This is a genomic window from Acidomonas methanolica (assembly GCF_004346035.1).
GTDB classification, from domain to species: domain Bacteria; phylum Pseudomonadota; class Alphaproteobacteria; order Acetobacterales; family Acetobacteraceae; genus Acidomonas; species Acidomonas methanolica.
This window is the reverse complement of sequence record NZ_SLZN01000026.1, coordinates 1-15116: the sequence shown is the minus strand read 5'-3', so window position 1 is coordinate 15116 and position 15116 is coordinate 1. Positions and strand designations below refer to the sequence as shown.

The following is a 15116-nucleotide window of genomic DNA, read 5'->3' as shown; positions in this document are numbered from 1 at the left end:
GCGCATGGTGGGAGGTTCCGCAGGTGTCGTAACGACGCCGGTGGCGGTGCTGTTATCCGTTCATAATGGCGAGGCGTATCTCAACGCCCAGCTCGACAGTATTCTCGCGCAGACGTATCGGGACTGGGTGGTGTACTGGCGTGACGACGGGTCCGAGGATGCCTCGCGCGCCATCATGCTGTCCTTTCAGACATATCGGGGGCAGGGGCGCTGCGTGGAGGTGTCGGAGCCGGTCGGTTGTCTGGGCGTCGCCGCGTCCTACGGCGTGTTGCTGGAGGCCGTGCCGCCGGAAAGGGTGATCGCCTTCGCCGATCAGGATGATGTCTGGTTTCCCGAGAAGCTGGGCTGGGGTCTGGCCGCCTTGGGCGAGGAAGAGACGCCCGCGCTCTACTGCGCCCGTCAGGTCCTGACGGATTCCGCCCTGACGCCCAAGGGGCGGTCGGCGCCGGTACGGCGGCCGCCGGTTTTCGCGGCGGCGCTGACGCAGAATATCGCGACGGGTCATACCGTGATGCTCAATCCCCCGGCGGCGGCGCTGCTGCGGGGGTTCGCGCCGCCGCCGGGGGTGTTGCATGACTGGTGGGCCTATCTCGTCGTGTCGGCGGCGGGAGGGCGTGTGATCGCCGATCCGCGCTGCGTGAGTTTCTATCGCCAGCATGGACGCAATACGGTGGGCGCGCGCTCCTGGTGGTCGCGCGCCGTGGCGGCGGTGCGGCGGGGGCCGCGCGCCTTCATGGCGGTGTTCGCGGCCAATCTGGCACGGTTGGCGGAGCGCCCGGAGCAGCTTTCCCCGGAGGCGGCGCGGCTGATCGGCGCGTTGCTGCGTGCGCTGCCGCGCGGGGCGGCGGCACGGTTCGGCGCGTTATGGCGCTGGCGCGGGCTGGTGCGGCAGACTCGCGCCGAGACGGCCCTCTTCCGGCTGTGGTTCGTGCTCGCGGGGGGATAGATGTTTGGTCCCGTGGTTTGAGGGGGCGGAAGGTCGTGCGTTTCGTCATGGAAGCGCTTCACGGTCGCCTTCTCCGGTCAGATCATCGCTGACGCACCCTCTGAATAAAAAAGGCTACCCAAGCCGGAGCATGAACCCTAAAATCGGGCCGTATCAGTATTTGGTAAAAATGGTATTTTTCAGAGCCTCTTTTCCGTCATGGCCGTCGCTGTTTGGGTTTCGATCAGTGGCCTCATTAAAATCAGGGCTGTTGCACTTTCAATGACAACTCCATTTCGTTCTCTGCATGTAGGAATTGACGGCTATAATCTTGCACTTCAACGCGGCACAGGCATTGCGACCTATACACGTGTTCTGTCACACGCGCTGGCCGGCATGGGGGCGTCAGTTGACGTGCTTTATGGGCTGAACCTGCCGCGATCCACATCCAATTCCCGGATGGAGGATCTTTTTTTTGATCGTCTCGGAAAAGAAGAGTCCTGGAGTCGCGGGCGTTTTCCCCGCGTTTCCTGGTGGCGCGAGACGATACGTGACCTTTCCCACCCCGCCGCCGCGCTTGTGCCCGTGACACGGCATGACAGGAAGAAGCAGATTCCGTCTGTCGACCGGATTCTCAATATTCCGGGATTGTTTCGACGCGCCGCCGGACATTTCAAAACGACGGGCCGTCTCCTCCGGATTAGAATACCGCACCCGCCCACGCTCATGCATTGGACTTTCCCCCTCCCCATCATGGTGGACGGCATTCCCAATATCTACACGGTGCATGATCTTGTCCCGCTCAAATTTCCGCAGATGGTGATGCGGTCCAAGACGTTCCATTTCAATCTGTTGAACCGTCTATGCATGGAGGCCGACGCGTTATGTGTCGTGTCCGAGGCCACAAGGAAGGACGTGCTTTCCTTCTTTCCGGAATCAGAGCAAAAAATTCATAACAGTTACCAATCCATTGATATCAATACACTCCGTGGCGCACAGCACCATGCGTCTCAAGACATGATCAGGAACGAGCTTGGCCTGAATCCTGACGAATATTTTCTGTTTTGCGGATCGATAGAACCCAAAAAGAACATAGGGCGACTTGTCGCCGCGTTTCTGGCGTCGGAGTCCTCACGAAAGCTCGTCATCAGCAGCGCCATGTCCTGGAAGAGTGAAAATGATGTAAAACTTATCGAACGTGGGGTCTCGCTCGGACGCATCCAGTGTCTGGATTATGTTTCACACCCGACACTTCAGGCGCTTATGATCAATGCACGTGCCTTACTTTTCCCGTCCATCACGGAAGGGTTTGGTCTGCCCGTGCTTGAAGCCATGGCGCTCGGCGCGCCTGTCCTTACGAGCAACGAGGGGGCATTGGCGGAGATCACAGGCGGCGCCGCGCTGGACGTGGAGCCGTACAGCATTTCAGCGATCGAAGCTGCGATCATGCGTCTCGATCATGACGACATGCTTTGCGCCGAGTTGCGCGAGAGGGGACGAGCGCGGGCAGAATTTTTCAACCTTGGCCGGTACCAGGAACGCCTCAGGTCTCTCTATTCCGCGACGGCGGGTCGTTTGGGTAAATTCTAACACGGTTTGATTGTATTTTCTCTCATTTATTCTATCATGACGACGGATTTACTGTACGTATCAGTCATTGAACCAGCTCGCGTTCATTGTGGGCCGGACAGAGTGGTCAAACCGCGGACATGGGCGGCGGTCGTGGCGTGGCGATCGAGCACCAGCAGATCGTTCCCGGTCAGATGCAGGAATTCCGCCGGGCAGAAGAGGTGCTGTTGCGGGCCGATCGACCAGAAACGCCCCAGCGCGTGGCCGTTGACCCAGACATAGCCCTTTTTCCATTCCGACAGGTCGAGATAGGTGCCGCCGATGCCGGGCATGTCGAAAGTCGCGCGGTACAGCCCCGCAGGATGCCCGGGCGTCGGTGGGCGGCGGGTGGCCTGGGCGCGCTGGGTGGCATCGAGAGGAAGGCCAAGGATCGTCCAGTGTTCGAGGGGCATTCCGCCCAGCGTGACCGGACCGTCCAGGCCCTTGCGGTCGCCCATGGCGGGGCCGAAGCCGATATGGCCGAAACTGTCCACCAGGATGTCCAGGCGTCTGGGGTGCGGGGAGGGGGCGATGACGGGAGGCGTCTTTGCAGGAAAGAGACGTGACAGAGTGCCGATATCCGTGCCGTCGAGGAACAGGCGCGCATCGTCATGGACCGGCGGCAGACGGAGCGGGCCGCCGCGTCCGGCCGGGATGACGCAGCGATAGAGCGCCATGCCCGAGGGCTGGCGCAGGGCGCGTTCCATCGAGACGGGATCACGCATGCGGACCGGCTCGCCCGGAATGTCCCAGAGCGAACCGGCGGCGCGCGCCATGACGGGGGCGAAGCCCAGGACCGGCGGGTCGGGGGGAACGGCAGGAGCGGGGCGGCCGGTGGCGCGGGCGATCATGGCGCGCAGGATGTGATATTTCGGGGTCGCGCGCCCGGCCTCGTCGATCGGTGCGTCGTAATCATAGCTGGTGATCACGGGCTGGAATTGGCTGCCGTCGCGACGGGCGTTCGCGCCCGCGCCAAAGCCGAAATTCGTCCCGCCATGCACGACGTAGAGATTGAACGAGGCGTTCTGGTCCAGTATTTTGCGAAAATCCGGAACGAAATCGACCGTCGCCATGCTCTTCTCGCCCCAATGGGTCAGCCAGCCGGGATAGGCCTCGCTGATCCAGAGCGGTGTTTCCGATGCGAGATCGCGGGCCTTGTCGAGTTCGTAATCGCCGTCCAGCCCGATCGCGCAGGACGGCAGGATGGTGCGTTTTTCGCGCAGTTGGACCAATCCGTCGGCGGTGGTGCAGGCGCGAGTGACGCCGTATCGGCGCCAGGTGTCGCGGGTCCAGGCCGTATAGGCGGGATCGCCACCGAAGGACGCATATTCGTTTTCGATTTGCGTCATCAGGATCGGGCCGCCGCGATCGGCCATGAAGGGGCGTACGGCCTGCGCGATGGTGGCGATATAGCGCCCGGCGGCGGCGAGGAAGGCGGGGTCCATGCTGCGGACGCGGATATCGCCGTCATAGAGCAGCCAGGCGGGCAGGCCGCCGAAATCCCACTCGCCGCAGACATAGGGGCCGGGGCGCAGGGAGACCCACAGCCCGGCCTGCTGGCAGAGGGTCAGGAAAGTGCGGAAATCGCGCCGGTCCGTCGTCAGGTCGAACTGTCCGGGCGCGTATTCCAGCGTGTTCCACATCAGGTAGATGGCGATGGTGTTCAGCCCCATCGCCTTGGCCATGGCGATCCGTGCCGGCCACTCGCTGCGCGGGATGCGGATGGGATGCATTTCGCCCGACCGGATCTGGAACGGCGTGCCGTCCAGGCGGAAACCGTCGCGATGCAGCGTGAAGGCATGGGGGCGGCCATCCGGTAGGGGTTCGGGCGTCTGTTCACGCTCGGCGGCAAGGAGCCGGCCGCCGAGTGTGAACAGGCCGATGGCCATGGAGCCGGAGAGGACGGCGCGGCGCCCCGCACGCTGCGTCCCCATTCGCTGCATCAGGGCGTCAATTCCAGCGTCATGACCTCGAACGGCGCCAACTGGATGACGACGGGCGTGGCGGCGTCCAGTGTGCCGGGCGTGGGGGATTTCGCCCACAGCGCATGCACCGCGTATCGTGTCGGCGCGTCCTCGGGCAGTTCGAGCGCCTTGCCCGGTTCGATCAGGATGCGGCGCGGAACCTGGTCGGGATTGCGCAGAGTCAGGAACGCCTTTTTCGGCGTCCAGGCCGCCCAGCCATAGGGTTCGAGACGACCGGGATCGCCGCCGACCCAATGGCTGTCCTTCAGGATCTCGGCATTGGCCCGGGCCCATTTCGCCGTGTCGGCGATAACGTCCCAATCGGCGGGCGTGAGCAGGGCGGGTGTGACGTAGAGTTCCTGTTCATCCGTGCCGGTGGCGAAGAAGCTGTGCACCTCGTCGGGGAAATCGTGACCGGGATCGGCGTCGAGGCGCTGGTTCTTCCGGGCATAGATGATGCCGTGCAACATCAACGAGTTCAGCGGGAAGAGCGGCGCCTTGACGACGATGTTGTGGTAGGTATCCGAATCGCGGTACGTGATCCAGCGCTGACGTTTGGTGCCGACGCCGCGCAGCATGTCGTCCTCGCCGCCGCGCCATATGGAATCGGCGGTGAGCAGCCAGAAGGGCGACGGAAAAGTGCCCGTCGTCAGGTTGATGAATGTGTTGGGGCGGGCGGCGTAGATGTCGGCGATCAGGTGGATGGCGGCGTCGAAATCGCTGTTGAACACGCTGCCGGGCGCGACCTGATCGGCATTGCCGGTACCGTCGAACTTGAACTGGTTGATGCCGTCTTCCTTCAGCATCCGCATCACGGCGTCGTGGAAGACGGCGTAATATTTCGGTCCCGAAAGATCGAAGCCATCGTCGCGGATTTCCAGCCCGGCCTTGCGTCCGTTGGCCAGGCGGATCTGCTGCGGCGTGCTGTAGCCGCCCCAGGGGGAGAGCCAGATGCCGGGCGCGGCGCCGTAGGACGCGGCCAGTGCGCGAAGCGGCTTGAAGCCGGAGGGGAAATCCTTGCTGAAGCGCCAGAAGCCGCTCCGGTCGTCCCATCCGTCGTCGAAGAGATAGGAATCGAGGACCACGCCCCGCTTGCGGACCAGCGCCTCGCCGATGGCGCGGATACGGTTCTCGGCGTCCTTCTGGGTGTAGGGCGTGAAATAGCCGATATCGTACCAGGAATTATAGTTGAGGAAGGGGCGGTACGGGTGGCTGCGCTCGCGTTCGACATAGATCTGGAAATCGCGGCGGAGCTGCCCGTGCCGGACGACGCCCGCGACGGCGGAAACGGTCAGCGTATGGTCGGGCTGGATCGGCAGCGCCTGCGCAAGTGTCAGGCGCGAGCGGCCATTGAACACCAGACTGTTGGCCAGAGGATTTTCGATGCCGAAATAACTGTCATCGACGACCGCCGGCGAGCCCTGCACGTCGCCGACCACCTCACCGGCGTCCACATTGGCTTCGAACAGCGCCACGTTCCTGAGTGAAAGCGGCAGGGTCTCTGGCGTCAACGCCATGATTTCGCGCAGATAGGGAGAGCCGTCGCGCTGTTCGACCCGCCAGGCGATCGTGAAACGGCCTTTCGGATCGGCGAATTCCGCGACGACGGCCAGACCGGGCAGGCGGTCGGCCGCGCGCGCGCCGGTCATGTCGGGCGCGATCGTCTCGATGCGCGGGATGTGTGTTAGCGTCAGGTCGGCGCTGGAAATCGCCTTGCCGTCATTGAAGGTCAGCGTGAACAATCCGCGCAGCGTGATCGTCCTGCCGTGGACGAGGTCGGAAAACCGGGGATCGACGAGTTTGTCGCCCTGGACGGCCCATGACAGGCGCACCGCCTTGTTGCCGAAGCCCGGACGGGCGGCGTCCAGATCGCCGCCGGGCTTGCCGGGGGCCAGGACCAGAGGATCGGCGGCTCGCGCCGGGGCCAGCGCGGTCAGGGCGCTCGAAACCAGGATGGCGCAGACAGCCAGTTTTCTCATGTTCATGAATCAGAAGCCCGTTGTAACCGAAAAGATAATGCCGAAGCCGCCGCCCACGATATAGGTCGGCGCCCTGCCGGGGATCGTCGAGCCGAAGACGCCCGTCGTGGTCTTGGCATTGTAGCCGCCATTGCCGGCTGAAAGATATTTGTTGTCGGTAAGGTTCATGACGTTGACCTGCACCTGCGGGGATTTGGCGATCCACAATTTCTTGAAGCGATAACCCGCCGTCACGTTGCCGATGGCATAGGCGGGCATGGTCTGGTCGTCCATGTAGGTGGCGTATTGCGAGCCGACATAGCTCATATACCCGTTGACGAAAAAATTGCCGTTATCATAGGACAGCCCGACATTGACCGTGGTCTTGGGGCTGTAGGGGGCGATTTTTCCGGCGCTGCGGATATAATCGAGGCCGCTGGGCAGGTTGTTGTCCGTGGTGACATGCAGGTACTGGAACGAGACGTAGGGGCTGAAGCCGTGCCACGGCCTCAGGCCGGCCGCGAACTGGAAGCCGCGCGAGGTCTGGCCGCCGGCATTGACGTAATTCGACAGCAACCGGCCGCCGACATAGGTGGAAATCGCACTCTGCTTGTTGGTCATGTTGTAGTTGAAGAACGAGGCCGTAATGTTCACCAGGCCGGAATGGCGGTAGCCGATTTCCTCGGAAATCGAATATTCCGCCTTGAGGTTCGTCGAATGGGCCTGATCGACGATCGGCGCGGAGCCGTCCCAGTACGTGCCGTAGACGAGGATGCCGGTCGGTTCCATGAAGGCGGTCGCGCCGTCCAGATAGATCTGGTCGTGCGGGGTGATCTGGAAGGACGCGGAGACCTGCGGCAGGGGCTGCGCATCGTTGCGGCCGTAATTATACTGGTCGCCCGGAATGGCGTTCGTCGAATGATAGGACATCATGACGAATTTGAAGCCGGCGTTCAGGGTCAGTCGGTCGTTCAGCGCCTTGTATGTGTCTGAAAGGAACACCGAGTTGAGCTGCTGGATCAGATGGATGTTGAACAGCATCAGAGGCACGCCGTTCTGACCCCGGATCGGATATTTTCCCCAGTAATTCTCGCCCTCGCCATTCGGTCCGATCTGCGAGAGGGGGGCGATTTCGTGCTGGTCGTAATAATTGTACCAGTACCCGACCTTCAGTTCGTTATGACCGAGTTTCCAGCTGAGGCTGTTGTTGAACCCCGCCGAGTGCTGGTTCCAGTTGTCGATGGCCAGTACGGGTGCGTACCCGTCCACGGCATTGGGGATGTTGAGGTTTCCGGTGGGCTGGGTGCCGTTATAGCCGTATTCCGCCTGGGTCTGCCCGTTATCGCCGGCGCCGTGGATGTGCACGTAATAAGGTGAGGATTCGAAGGTCAGGCCGTGGCCGAGATTGAAGGAGAGCGGCGCGCCGATGATGACGGAATGCTGGTGGGTCTCGTTGAGTTTGTAATAGTTATAGTCACCCGTCGAATAGGTCGGGTCGTAATAGGCGGCGGAGCGGCCGGACTGAGCCCATTGCTGCTTCGTGATGCTCATCAGATACGGTTCGCTGCTCTGATTATAGGTCATGAAGACGCGGGCGCTGTTTCCTTCCCCCCATTCCCTGAGCGCCATCGCATCGACATGCGAGCGGCGGCTGCGGCCCGGGCCGAGCCACATCGCATGGGTGCCGTAGGAGTAGGAGGCGAATGTCTTGATTCCCGACTGGCCGATCCTGCCGCTGTCGAGACGGATGAATTCGCGCGCCGCCTGATGGTTGCCGTAGCTGAGATCGATCTTGCCGCCGAAATGCTCGGCTGGGTCGGTCAGTGATTCCTTAATCGACCCCGCCAGAGCGTTGTAGACCGGCATCGCGATGTCCGCCACGCCCTGCTGGACCGTGATGTGGCTGATATTCTCGGTATCGGCGGCCTGCGATGTAAAGGGGACATAATGCGACGGATCGGCGGCGGGAATGCCGTTGAGCGTATAGCCGACCGAGGTCTGCCCCATGCCGCGCATATAGAAACTGCTCTGGTCCGACTGGCCGAACGCATCGGCGCTGGAGAGCGTGACGCCGGGAACGTACTGGATCAGGGCGAGCGGATTGCTGGTGGGCGACTGCTTGGCGATGAAGTCGCGTGTGACGGTCTGCTGGGCCTGGGCGGCGGTTTCGGGGGCCAGCAGGCCGCCGCCGGGTGTCGTGTTCGTCACGCCGGTCGCACTGGAGGCCGCGCCGACCACCTGAATATTTTCGTCCCGCGCAGGCTTCGGGGCTGCCGCCGGCGTGGCGTGGGCGGAGGCCGGCGGTCGCGGATGATCGTGGCGGCGCGCCACCCTGCTTCCGGCCGGATCGGGGGTCGCCGCGAGCACGGTCGAACAGGAAAAAAGAAAGGCAAGCTGCGACAGCAGGCCCGCCGATCGGCGGGACATTCGGCAACAAGATGATTGATCGTGATCGTGCTGGTTCATGGCATTGCTTCGCATCGCAAGGTTATGGCGCAGTTTAGCCATGGGCTCTCAGGAAATTGCAATACAAAAACGATCACAAACGATCACAAACGATCACAAACGATCATAAAAAAATCACTTGGAATAAATATAATAACGTCAGGTAGTTAATAGGGCATCCTGCCAGAAATGCGGCGGCATGCCATATTTTTTTTGGTTGGAAACCATTCGATTCCGAAAGAGAATCGACGGATGACGGATCGTGACGATCTCTCCATGATCGCTCTTGATGGGAGAATTGAGAAAGAGGGGGAATGATGCCAGAATATCGGCTCCGCTCCGTCGCAGGTCCCCATGCAGCCCGATCGCCTGACCCAGATCCGTCATTATCTCTACCTCCACGGCACGACGGGGGTGAATGAGCTGGCGCGTGTCGTGGATACGTCGGTTGTTACGGTGCGGCGCGACCTGCAACGCCTTGAGGAACTGGGCCATGTGCGGCGCACGCATGGCGGGGCGGAAATCGTCAATTCGGGCGGGCTCGAAATCGGGTTCGAGGCGCGCGAGAGCCATTGCCTCATGACCAAGCGGGCCATCGCCGAGGCGGCTTATGCGTCGTTGCGGCCGCATTCCTCGATCTTTCTCGATTCGGGGACGACGGTCCTCCAACTGGCGCGGCGTCTGCGCATGGGGCCGATTCCGCTGACGGTGTTCACCAACAGCATCGCCATTGTGCAGGCGCTGCTCGATACCTCGCAGCTTCAACTGTGCCTGCTGGCCGGTCGCGTGCGGAATGAAAACCGCAGCATCGTCGGCCCTCTGGCCGAGCGATCCATCGAAGGTCTGTGGTTCGATCAGCTTTTTCTCGGTGCGAGCGCGGTGCAGCCCGATGGCGGGATCGCGACGCCCGATTGCGAGGAAGCCAGCCTGAATGCCGCCATGGTCCGGCGCGCGGGCGAGAGATTGCTGCTGATCGACAGCAGCAAGTTCGGGCGTCATGCGACGTTTCGCGTCGCGGGGCTGGAGGATCTGGGGCACCTGATCACGGATGACGGTATTTCCGCGGAATGGCTCGCCCGTCTCGACCAGGCGGGGGTCGCCTGCACGCGGGTGCGGACCACGGGGGGCGAGACGGCCGAAGCGGGACGGATCGGGCATGATGGCAATAACGATCAAGAACGATCATAAAAATGACTTGACATGAGAGCTTTCTGATCGGAAGCATCGGGTCATCGCATGACACCTGTCGGTCGGAGGAAAAAACGTGTCGCACGCTTCCGGCGAGCCCTGCCTGTTGGCGATGGATGGTGGCGGATCGAAAACGCTGCTCGTCCTGATCGACCGGCGCGGCACGGTGCTGGATGTGCGCCGGGGCGGCGGCACCAATCCGTTCGACCGGCCGAACTGGCGCGAGGAGATGGCCGGATTGCTGGCGGACCTGCCGCGCGGCATCGTCGCCGCCGGTTTCGGCATGGCGGGTTACGGTGGCAGCCCGGCGGTCAGCGCCGGTCAGGAGGGCATGCTGGCGGAATGGGGGCGGTGTCCGTACGTCGTGCGCAATGATGTCGATATCGCCTGCGTCGGTGCGTTCGGCGGTGGCGAGGGGATTCTGCTGCTGGCCGGGACCGGGTCGATGGTCTGGGCGGCGGACCCGGACGGCCATGCTCTTCGGGTCGGAGGGTGGGGGAACCTGTTCGGCGATGAGGGGAGCGCCTTCTGGATCGGGCGCGAGGCGTTGGGGACCCTGACGCGGGCTCTGGACGGGCGGGAGCCGGAGGCTGTGTCCTTCATCGAGCCGTTCTGCCGGTTCATGGGGTTTCCTGACGATCCGGGGGCGATCGATAGCGCCCTGCTGGACTGGTATGGCGGGCTGCGTCATGCGCGTTCGGCGGTGGCGGAGCTGACGCGGGGGGTGGAGAGTCTGGCGGCGGCGGGTAACGGGCCGGCGCGGCGGATCGTGGAACAGGCGGCGGCCCATCTGGCCGGGCATGTCGACGCGGCGCGCCGGAGGCTGCAACGGCCCGCCCTACCTTGGTGCGAGGCCGGCGGGGCGTTTCGGAATGCGTCGCTGCGTCGGGCCGTCATCGCTTTATGCGGCGCGCCGGTGGCGCCGCTGTTGCCGCCGGTCGGCGGCGCGGCGCTGCTGGCGGCCCGGCGGGCGGGGTGGGACCCCGATGCGGCCTGGATCGCGGGGCTGGCGACCGGCCTGACCGATGCCGGTCTGTTCGGTCCGGCGTCGTCCTGACCGAGCCCGGCGCTGAATACCCATGCGAGTATCCATACGGAAATGAGAGACGAGGATTGATCATGAACGCAACGGAACGCGGTATTCGCGAGCAATTCCCGCTATGGGACAAACTGGTCATGAACGGGGTGCGGTCGCGTGCCGGGCTGGTCCATGTGGTGGTGGGATGCGGCACGTCAGTCCATATCGCGGATTCGATCGCCGCGACGCTGAACATGAACGGGGTGCTGGCTCGCGCGGTGCCGGGCAATGAATGGACGCGGCGGCGGGACAATTACGTGCCCGCCACGATCGCGCCGCATGTCGTCGCCCTGTCGCGGAGTGGCGAATCGACCGAGACGGTGGCCGCGGCCGAGGTCAGCCGGGCGGCCGGGCTGGGGCTGACCGCCTTCTGCTGCGCGCCGGGCAGTGCGTTGTGTCACAATGCCGATGAGGTCGTGCTCGCCGATACCCATCCTGAGGAAGGGATCGTGATGACGGCCTCGGCCAGCCTGATGCTGCTGATGGGCCTGCGTTATGCCGGTGTCGCGGTCGGGCCCGAGACCACGAGGGCGGCGGAGACGCTGTTGCGCGCGGCCGATCCGCTTCTGTCCGAGGTGGTCGCGGGACGATCGCATTTCGTCTTTCTGGGCGCGGGGGCGCTGTATGGCGTGGCGCGCGAGGGCGCGCTGAAATTGCAGGAAATGAGCCTGAGCCAGACCGAGGCGCATCATCCGCTGGAATACCGCCATGGCCCGATCAGCCTGATCGACGATCGGTCCTGCGTGATCATGCTGTATCACCCGGATACGATCGGGGAGGAAGCGCAGCTCGCACGGGAACTGATGGCGAAGGGCGCGCGGGTGCTGGGGATTGGCGGGCCGGGCGACATCGAACTGCCCGTCGATGGGCCGGCCGACGTGCGGCCGCTGCTCTGTCTGCCAGTCCTGCAATTGCTGGGCGAATATGTGGCCCGCCAGCGCGGTCTGGACACGTTGGCGCCCCGACACCTGACCAAGGTCGTGACGATCGCCTGAACGTCAGGCCGGGCGGGGGCGCCGTTCGCGCGTGCCCGGTCTGATTCCGAACTCGTGATCCAATGAGGATACGTGATGTCCTTGGCTTTGTTCCGCGCCCTGGTCGCGCAGGCGCATGATCCGTCGCTTACGCGGGCGGCCCGGGTTGGGCTGGCGTCGGTCTGTTCGGCGCATCCGCTGGTGCTGGAGGCCGCGCTGGCGCGTGCCGGGCGCACCGGATGCCCGGTTCTGATCGAGGCGACCTGCAATCAGGTCAACCAGGAGGGCGGCTATACCGGCATGACGCCGGCCGATTTTCGCGACATGGTCTGGCGGATCGCGGAGGAGACCGGATGTCCGCGCGACCTGATTCTGCTGGGAGGGGATCATCTGGGCCCCAATCCATGGAAAGCGCTGCCGCCGGATGAGGCGATGCGGCGGGCGGAGGCGATGATCGCGGCCTATGCCGAGGCGGGCTTCGTCAAGCTGCATCTGGACGCCAGCATGGGATGCCGCGGCGAACCCGCCGTGCTGCCCGATGATGTCGTGGCGGCCCGCGCCTGTGCCTTGGCCGCGCGCGCCGAGGCCGTCGCCCCTGGGCGGGCGGTGTATGTCGTGGGAACCGAGGTGCCGGTTCCGGGCGGTGTGAGCGGGGGATCGGACCATCTGGCCGATCTGGTTCCGACCGCGCCGGACGCGGCGTTGCGGACTTTGGCGGCGCATGAGGCGGTATTCCGCGGCGCGTTGGGGGATGATGTCTGGTCGCGGGTGATCGCGCTGGTCGTGCAGCCGGGTGTGGAATTCGGCGCACGGGAGGTGGTGAATTACGACCGTGAGGCCGCCCGGTCTCTGGTAGCCGCGTTGGATGAGATGCCGGGCCGGGTGTTCGAGGCGCATTCGACCGATTATCAACCGGAAACCGCGTTGAGGGCGCTGGTGGAGGACGGTTTCGCGCTGCTGAAGGTGGGGCCCGGGCTGACATTTGCGTTGCGCGAGGCGTTGTACGCGCTCGATGCCCTGCGCGCGGCGCTGTGTCCCGGTAGCGAAAGCCTGCGTGAGACGATGGAGCAGGTCATGATCGGCGCGCCCGGCCATTGGACGAGCCATTATGCGGGATCGCCCGGGCAGCAGATCATGCTGCGCCATTATGGCTATAGTGACCGGATCCGCTATTACTGGCCGTCCCCCGCCGCCGAGGCGGCGGTCGGGCGGCTGTTCGCCGACCTGGAAAAGAGCGGTCTGCCGGATGTGCTTTTGCGCCAGTTTCTGCCGGAAGTCGGCGCGCGCGTGCGCTCCGGTGCGGTTGCGCGTACGCCCCGCGCCATTGTTCTGGCAGCGATCGACTTCGTGCTGGAGGATTATGCGCGGGCCTGTGTGCCGTCCTGATCTCATGGTTCGTGATGCGCCCGCAGTCGGTGTCGGGCGCCCCAACTCGCGTTCTCGCTTGATGATGTGAGCGTATTTTTTATTCCGCGTCTCGGTGCCGTGAGTGGCGTTGCTCAAGTTGAGCGATGCGATGATAACGCAAGAAAAGGTCGAAATTGCCGATGGCCGTATAGATACACCTGGCCATCGACCGGCCACGTATGTCACGCATGCCGATCGCGCCGAGGTCTGACGCCTCGCCGCCGCCATTCGAGAAATGACGGACGAAATCGTCAAACTACCCGAGGCCAAATGCGGTCTTGTTCTGCCGCCTCGTCGCCGGATCGCGGGGCGATCTGTCACATGGGTAATACCATGCCACAGTTTCATTAAGGAATAAGAACGTTACGCCGAAACGCGCGCAAAAGGCGTAATACCCGGCAGGCTTTTTCGAACCACCCAGTTCTCTGTAATCTCCTTGGGGCCGATATCCGGTAGGTCAAACAACCTGACAGTCATCCCTTCCGCAGTCATCAGCGGCCCGGCCATGCTGACCGGCCTTATCCATTGCGCCGAGTGCGGCGGGGCCATGACCATCCGCACCGGCAAGGGCGGGCGCTATCCCTACTATGCTTGCTCCATGAAGGCGCGTCAGGGACCGACCGCCTGCGAGGGCATGGCCGTGCCGATGGACAAGCTGGACGATCTTGTCGCCAGCCATCTGGAAGATCAGCTTCTCCAGCCCGAGCGGCTGGAAACCGTCCTTGCCGCCGCGCTCGACCGCAGGGAGGAACATTCAGAGCGCCGCCGCGAGCATATCGCGGAACTCAACAAACGGTCAGCCGGATCGGAACTGCGGCTCAAGCGTCTCTATGATGCCAGCGAGGCGGGCATGGCCGATCTGGATGACCCGGCGCTGAAAGACCGCATTGACGGCCTCAAGGCCATCCGCGATCAGGCCAAGGCTGACGCCGCAGATGCTGTGCAAATTCGCCACGACCGCCCGCGAGCGTATCCGGCTGGAAGGCGGCGGCTACCGCCGCGACCATCTGCGCGCGCTCGCCCAACGTGTGGAGGTCGCAGACGGTGAAGTTCGTATCATGGGATCGAATACCAACTCCTGTTTGTTAAAACCCATGTGCCCATTGTCGTAGCCCGAGGGACATGATGCGCCAGGGCTGGTCGACGAGCTGGTTCCAGGCGTGGCAGCAGATATCGACGATGTCGTCGCAGGTGCGGAAGATCCGGTTCGACAGCCAGGTATTGCGCATGAACTGCCAGACGTTTTCCACCGGGTTCAATTCGGGCGAGCGTGGCGGGAGCGGCAGGATGGTGATGTTGGCGGGGATATCGAGTTTCGGGCTGGTATGCCACGCTGCCTGATCGACGATGAGGATGGCGTGAGCGCCTGGCGCTACGGCCTGCGAGATCTCGTCGAGATGCCGGTTCATGGCGTGGAGGTTGCACCAGGGCAGGACGAGGGCCGCTCCCTTGCCCAGCGCCGGACAGATCGCTACGAAGATCCAGGCCGAACGTGTGCGCTGATCGGCAGGCGCGCGTGGACGGGTGCCGCGTCTGGCCCAGCGGCGCGTCAGCTTCGTTTTCTGGCCG

Annotated in this window: 10 protein-coding genes and 1 pseudogene; 7 read left to right on the top strand and 4 right to left on the bottom strand. The window is 63.6% G+C overall.

The genetic code is table 11. The features are described 5' to 3' along the window. Nucleotides 1–4 precede the first annotated feature (4 nt). A complete protein-coding gene (locus EDC31_RS14100; protein ID WP_042058508.1) occupies nucleotides 5–946 on the top strand; it encodes a glycosyltransferase in 942 nt (313 codons plus the stop codon). Nucleotides 947–1144: 198 nt separating this feature from the next. After that, entirely contained in the window at nucleotides 1145–2515 is a 1371-nt protein-coding gene (locus EDC31_RS14095; RefSeq protein WP_239641642.1) for a glycosyltransferase family 4 protein, read from the top strand. An 83-nt stretch (nucleotides 2516–2598) separates the two neighbouring features. On the opposite strand, the gene EDC31_RS14090 is transcribed toward EDC31_RS14095, so the two are convergent. The 3 genes from EDC31_RS14090 to EDC31_RS14080 are packed head-to-tail and all read right to left on the bottom strand — an operon-like array spanning nucleotide 2599 to nucleotide 8882. Next, nucleotides 2599–4476, bottom strand: coding sequence for a beta-galactosidase (locus EDC31_RS14090; RefSeq protein ID WP_052511884.1), 1878 nt, complete (start codon nucleotides 4474–4476; stop codon nucleotides 2599–2601). After that, entirely contained in the window at nucleotides 4476–6476 is a 2001-nt protein-coding gene (locus tag EDC31_RS14085; RefSeq protein ID WP_052511886.1) for an alpha-galactosidase, read from the bottom strand. Before EDC31_RS14085 ends, EDC31_RS14090 begins: the two co-directional genes overlap by 1 nt. Before the next feature lie 9 nt (nucleotides 6477–6485). Next, nucleotides 6486–8882, bottom strand: a complete 2397-nt coding sequence (locus tag EDC31_RS14080) for a TonB-dependent receptor (RefSeq protein WP_052511888.1) — start codon at nucleotides 8880–8882, stop codon at nucleotides 6486–6488. Between the two features lie 372 nt (nucleotides 8883–9254). On the opposite strand from EDC31_RS14080, the gene EDC31_RS14075 reads away from it, so the two are divergent. The 5 genes from EDC31_RS14075 to EDC31_RS14055 all read left to right on the top strand — a co-directional run bounded on the left by EDC31_RS14075 (nucleotide 9255) and on the right by EDC31_RS14055 (nucleotide 14595). Beyond that, complete coding sequence (locus EDC31_RS14075) at nucleotides 9255–10088, top strand: DeoR/GlpR family DNA-binding transcription regulator (protein ID WP_081797567.1); 834 nt, start codon at nucleotides 9255–9257, stop codon at nucleotides 10086–10088. Between the two features lie 76 nt (nucleotides 10089–10164). After that, nucleotides 10165–11145 (top strand): N-acetylglucosamine kinase, encoded by a 981-nt coding sequence (locus EDC31_RS14070; RefSeq protein WP_243697808.1) that lies wholly within the window; start codon nucleotides 10165–10167, stop codon nucleotides 11143–11145. Nucleotides 11146–11207: 62 nt separating this feature from the next. Continuing rightward, nucleotides 11208–12161, top strand: a complete 954-nt coding sequence (locus EDC31_RS14065) for an SIS domain-containing protein (RefSeq protein ID WP_042058525.1) — start codon at nucleotides 11208–11210, stop codon at nucleotides 12159–12161. 75 nt (nucleotides 12162–12236) lie between these two features. Beyond that, nucleotides 12237–13526: a class II D-tagatose-bisphosphate aldolase, non-catalytic subunit gene (locus EDC31_RS14060; protein WP_042058512.1), complete on the top strand. Its 1290-nt coding sequence runs from the start codon at nucleotides 12237–12239 to the stop codon at nucleotides 13524–13526. A 526-nt stretch (nucleotides 13527–14052) separates the two neighbouring features. Beyond that, complete coding sequence (locus EDC31_RS14055) at nucleotides 14053–14595, top strand: zinc ribbon domain-containing protein (protein WP_204366655.1); 543 nt, start codon at nucleotides 14053–14055, stop codon at nucleotides 14593–14595. Between the two features lie 37 nt (nucleotides 14596–14632). Here EDC31_RS14055 and EDC31_RS14050 read toward each other — a convergent pair. Further along, nucleotides 14633–15116: pseudogene (locus EDC31_RS14050) on the bottom strand (IS630-like element ISGdi4 family transposase); the annotation flags it as partial.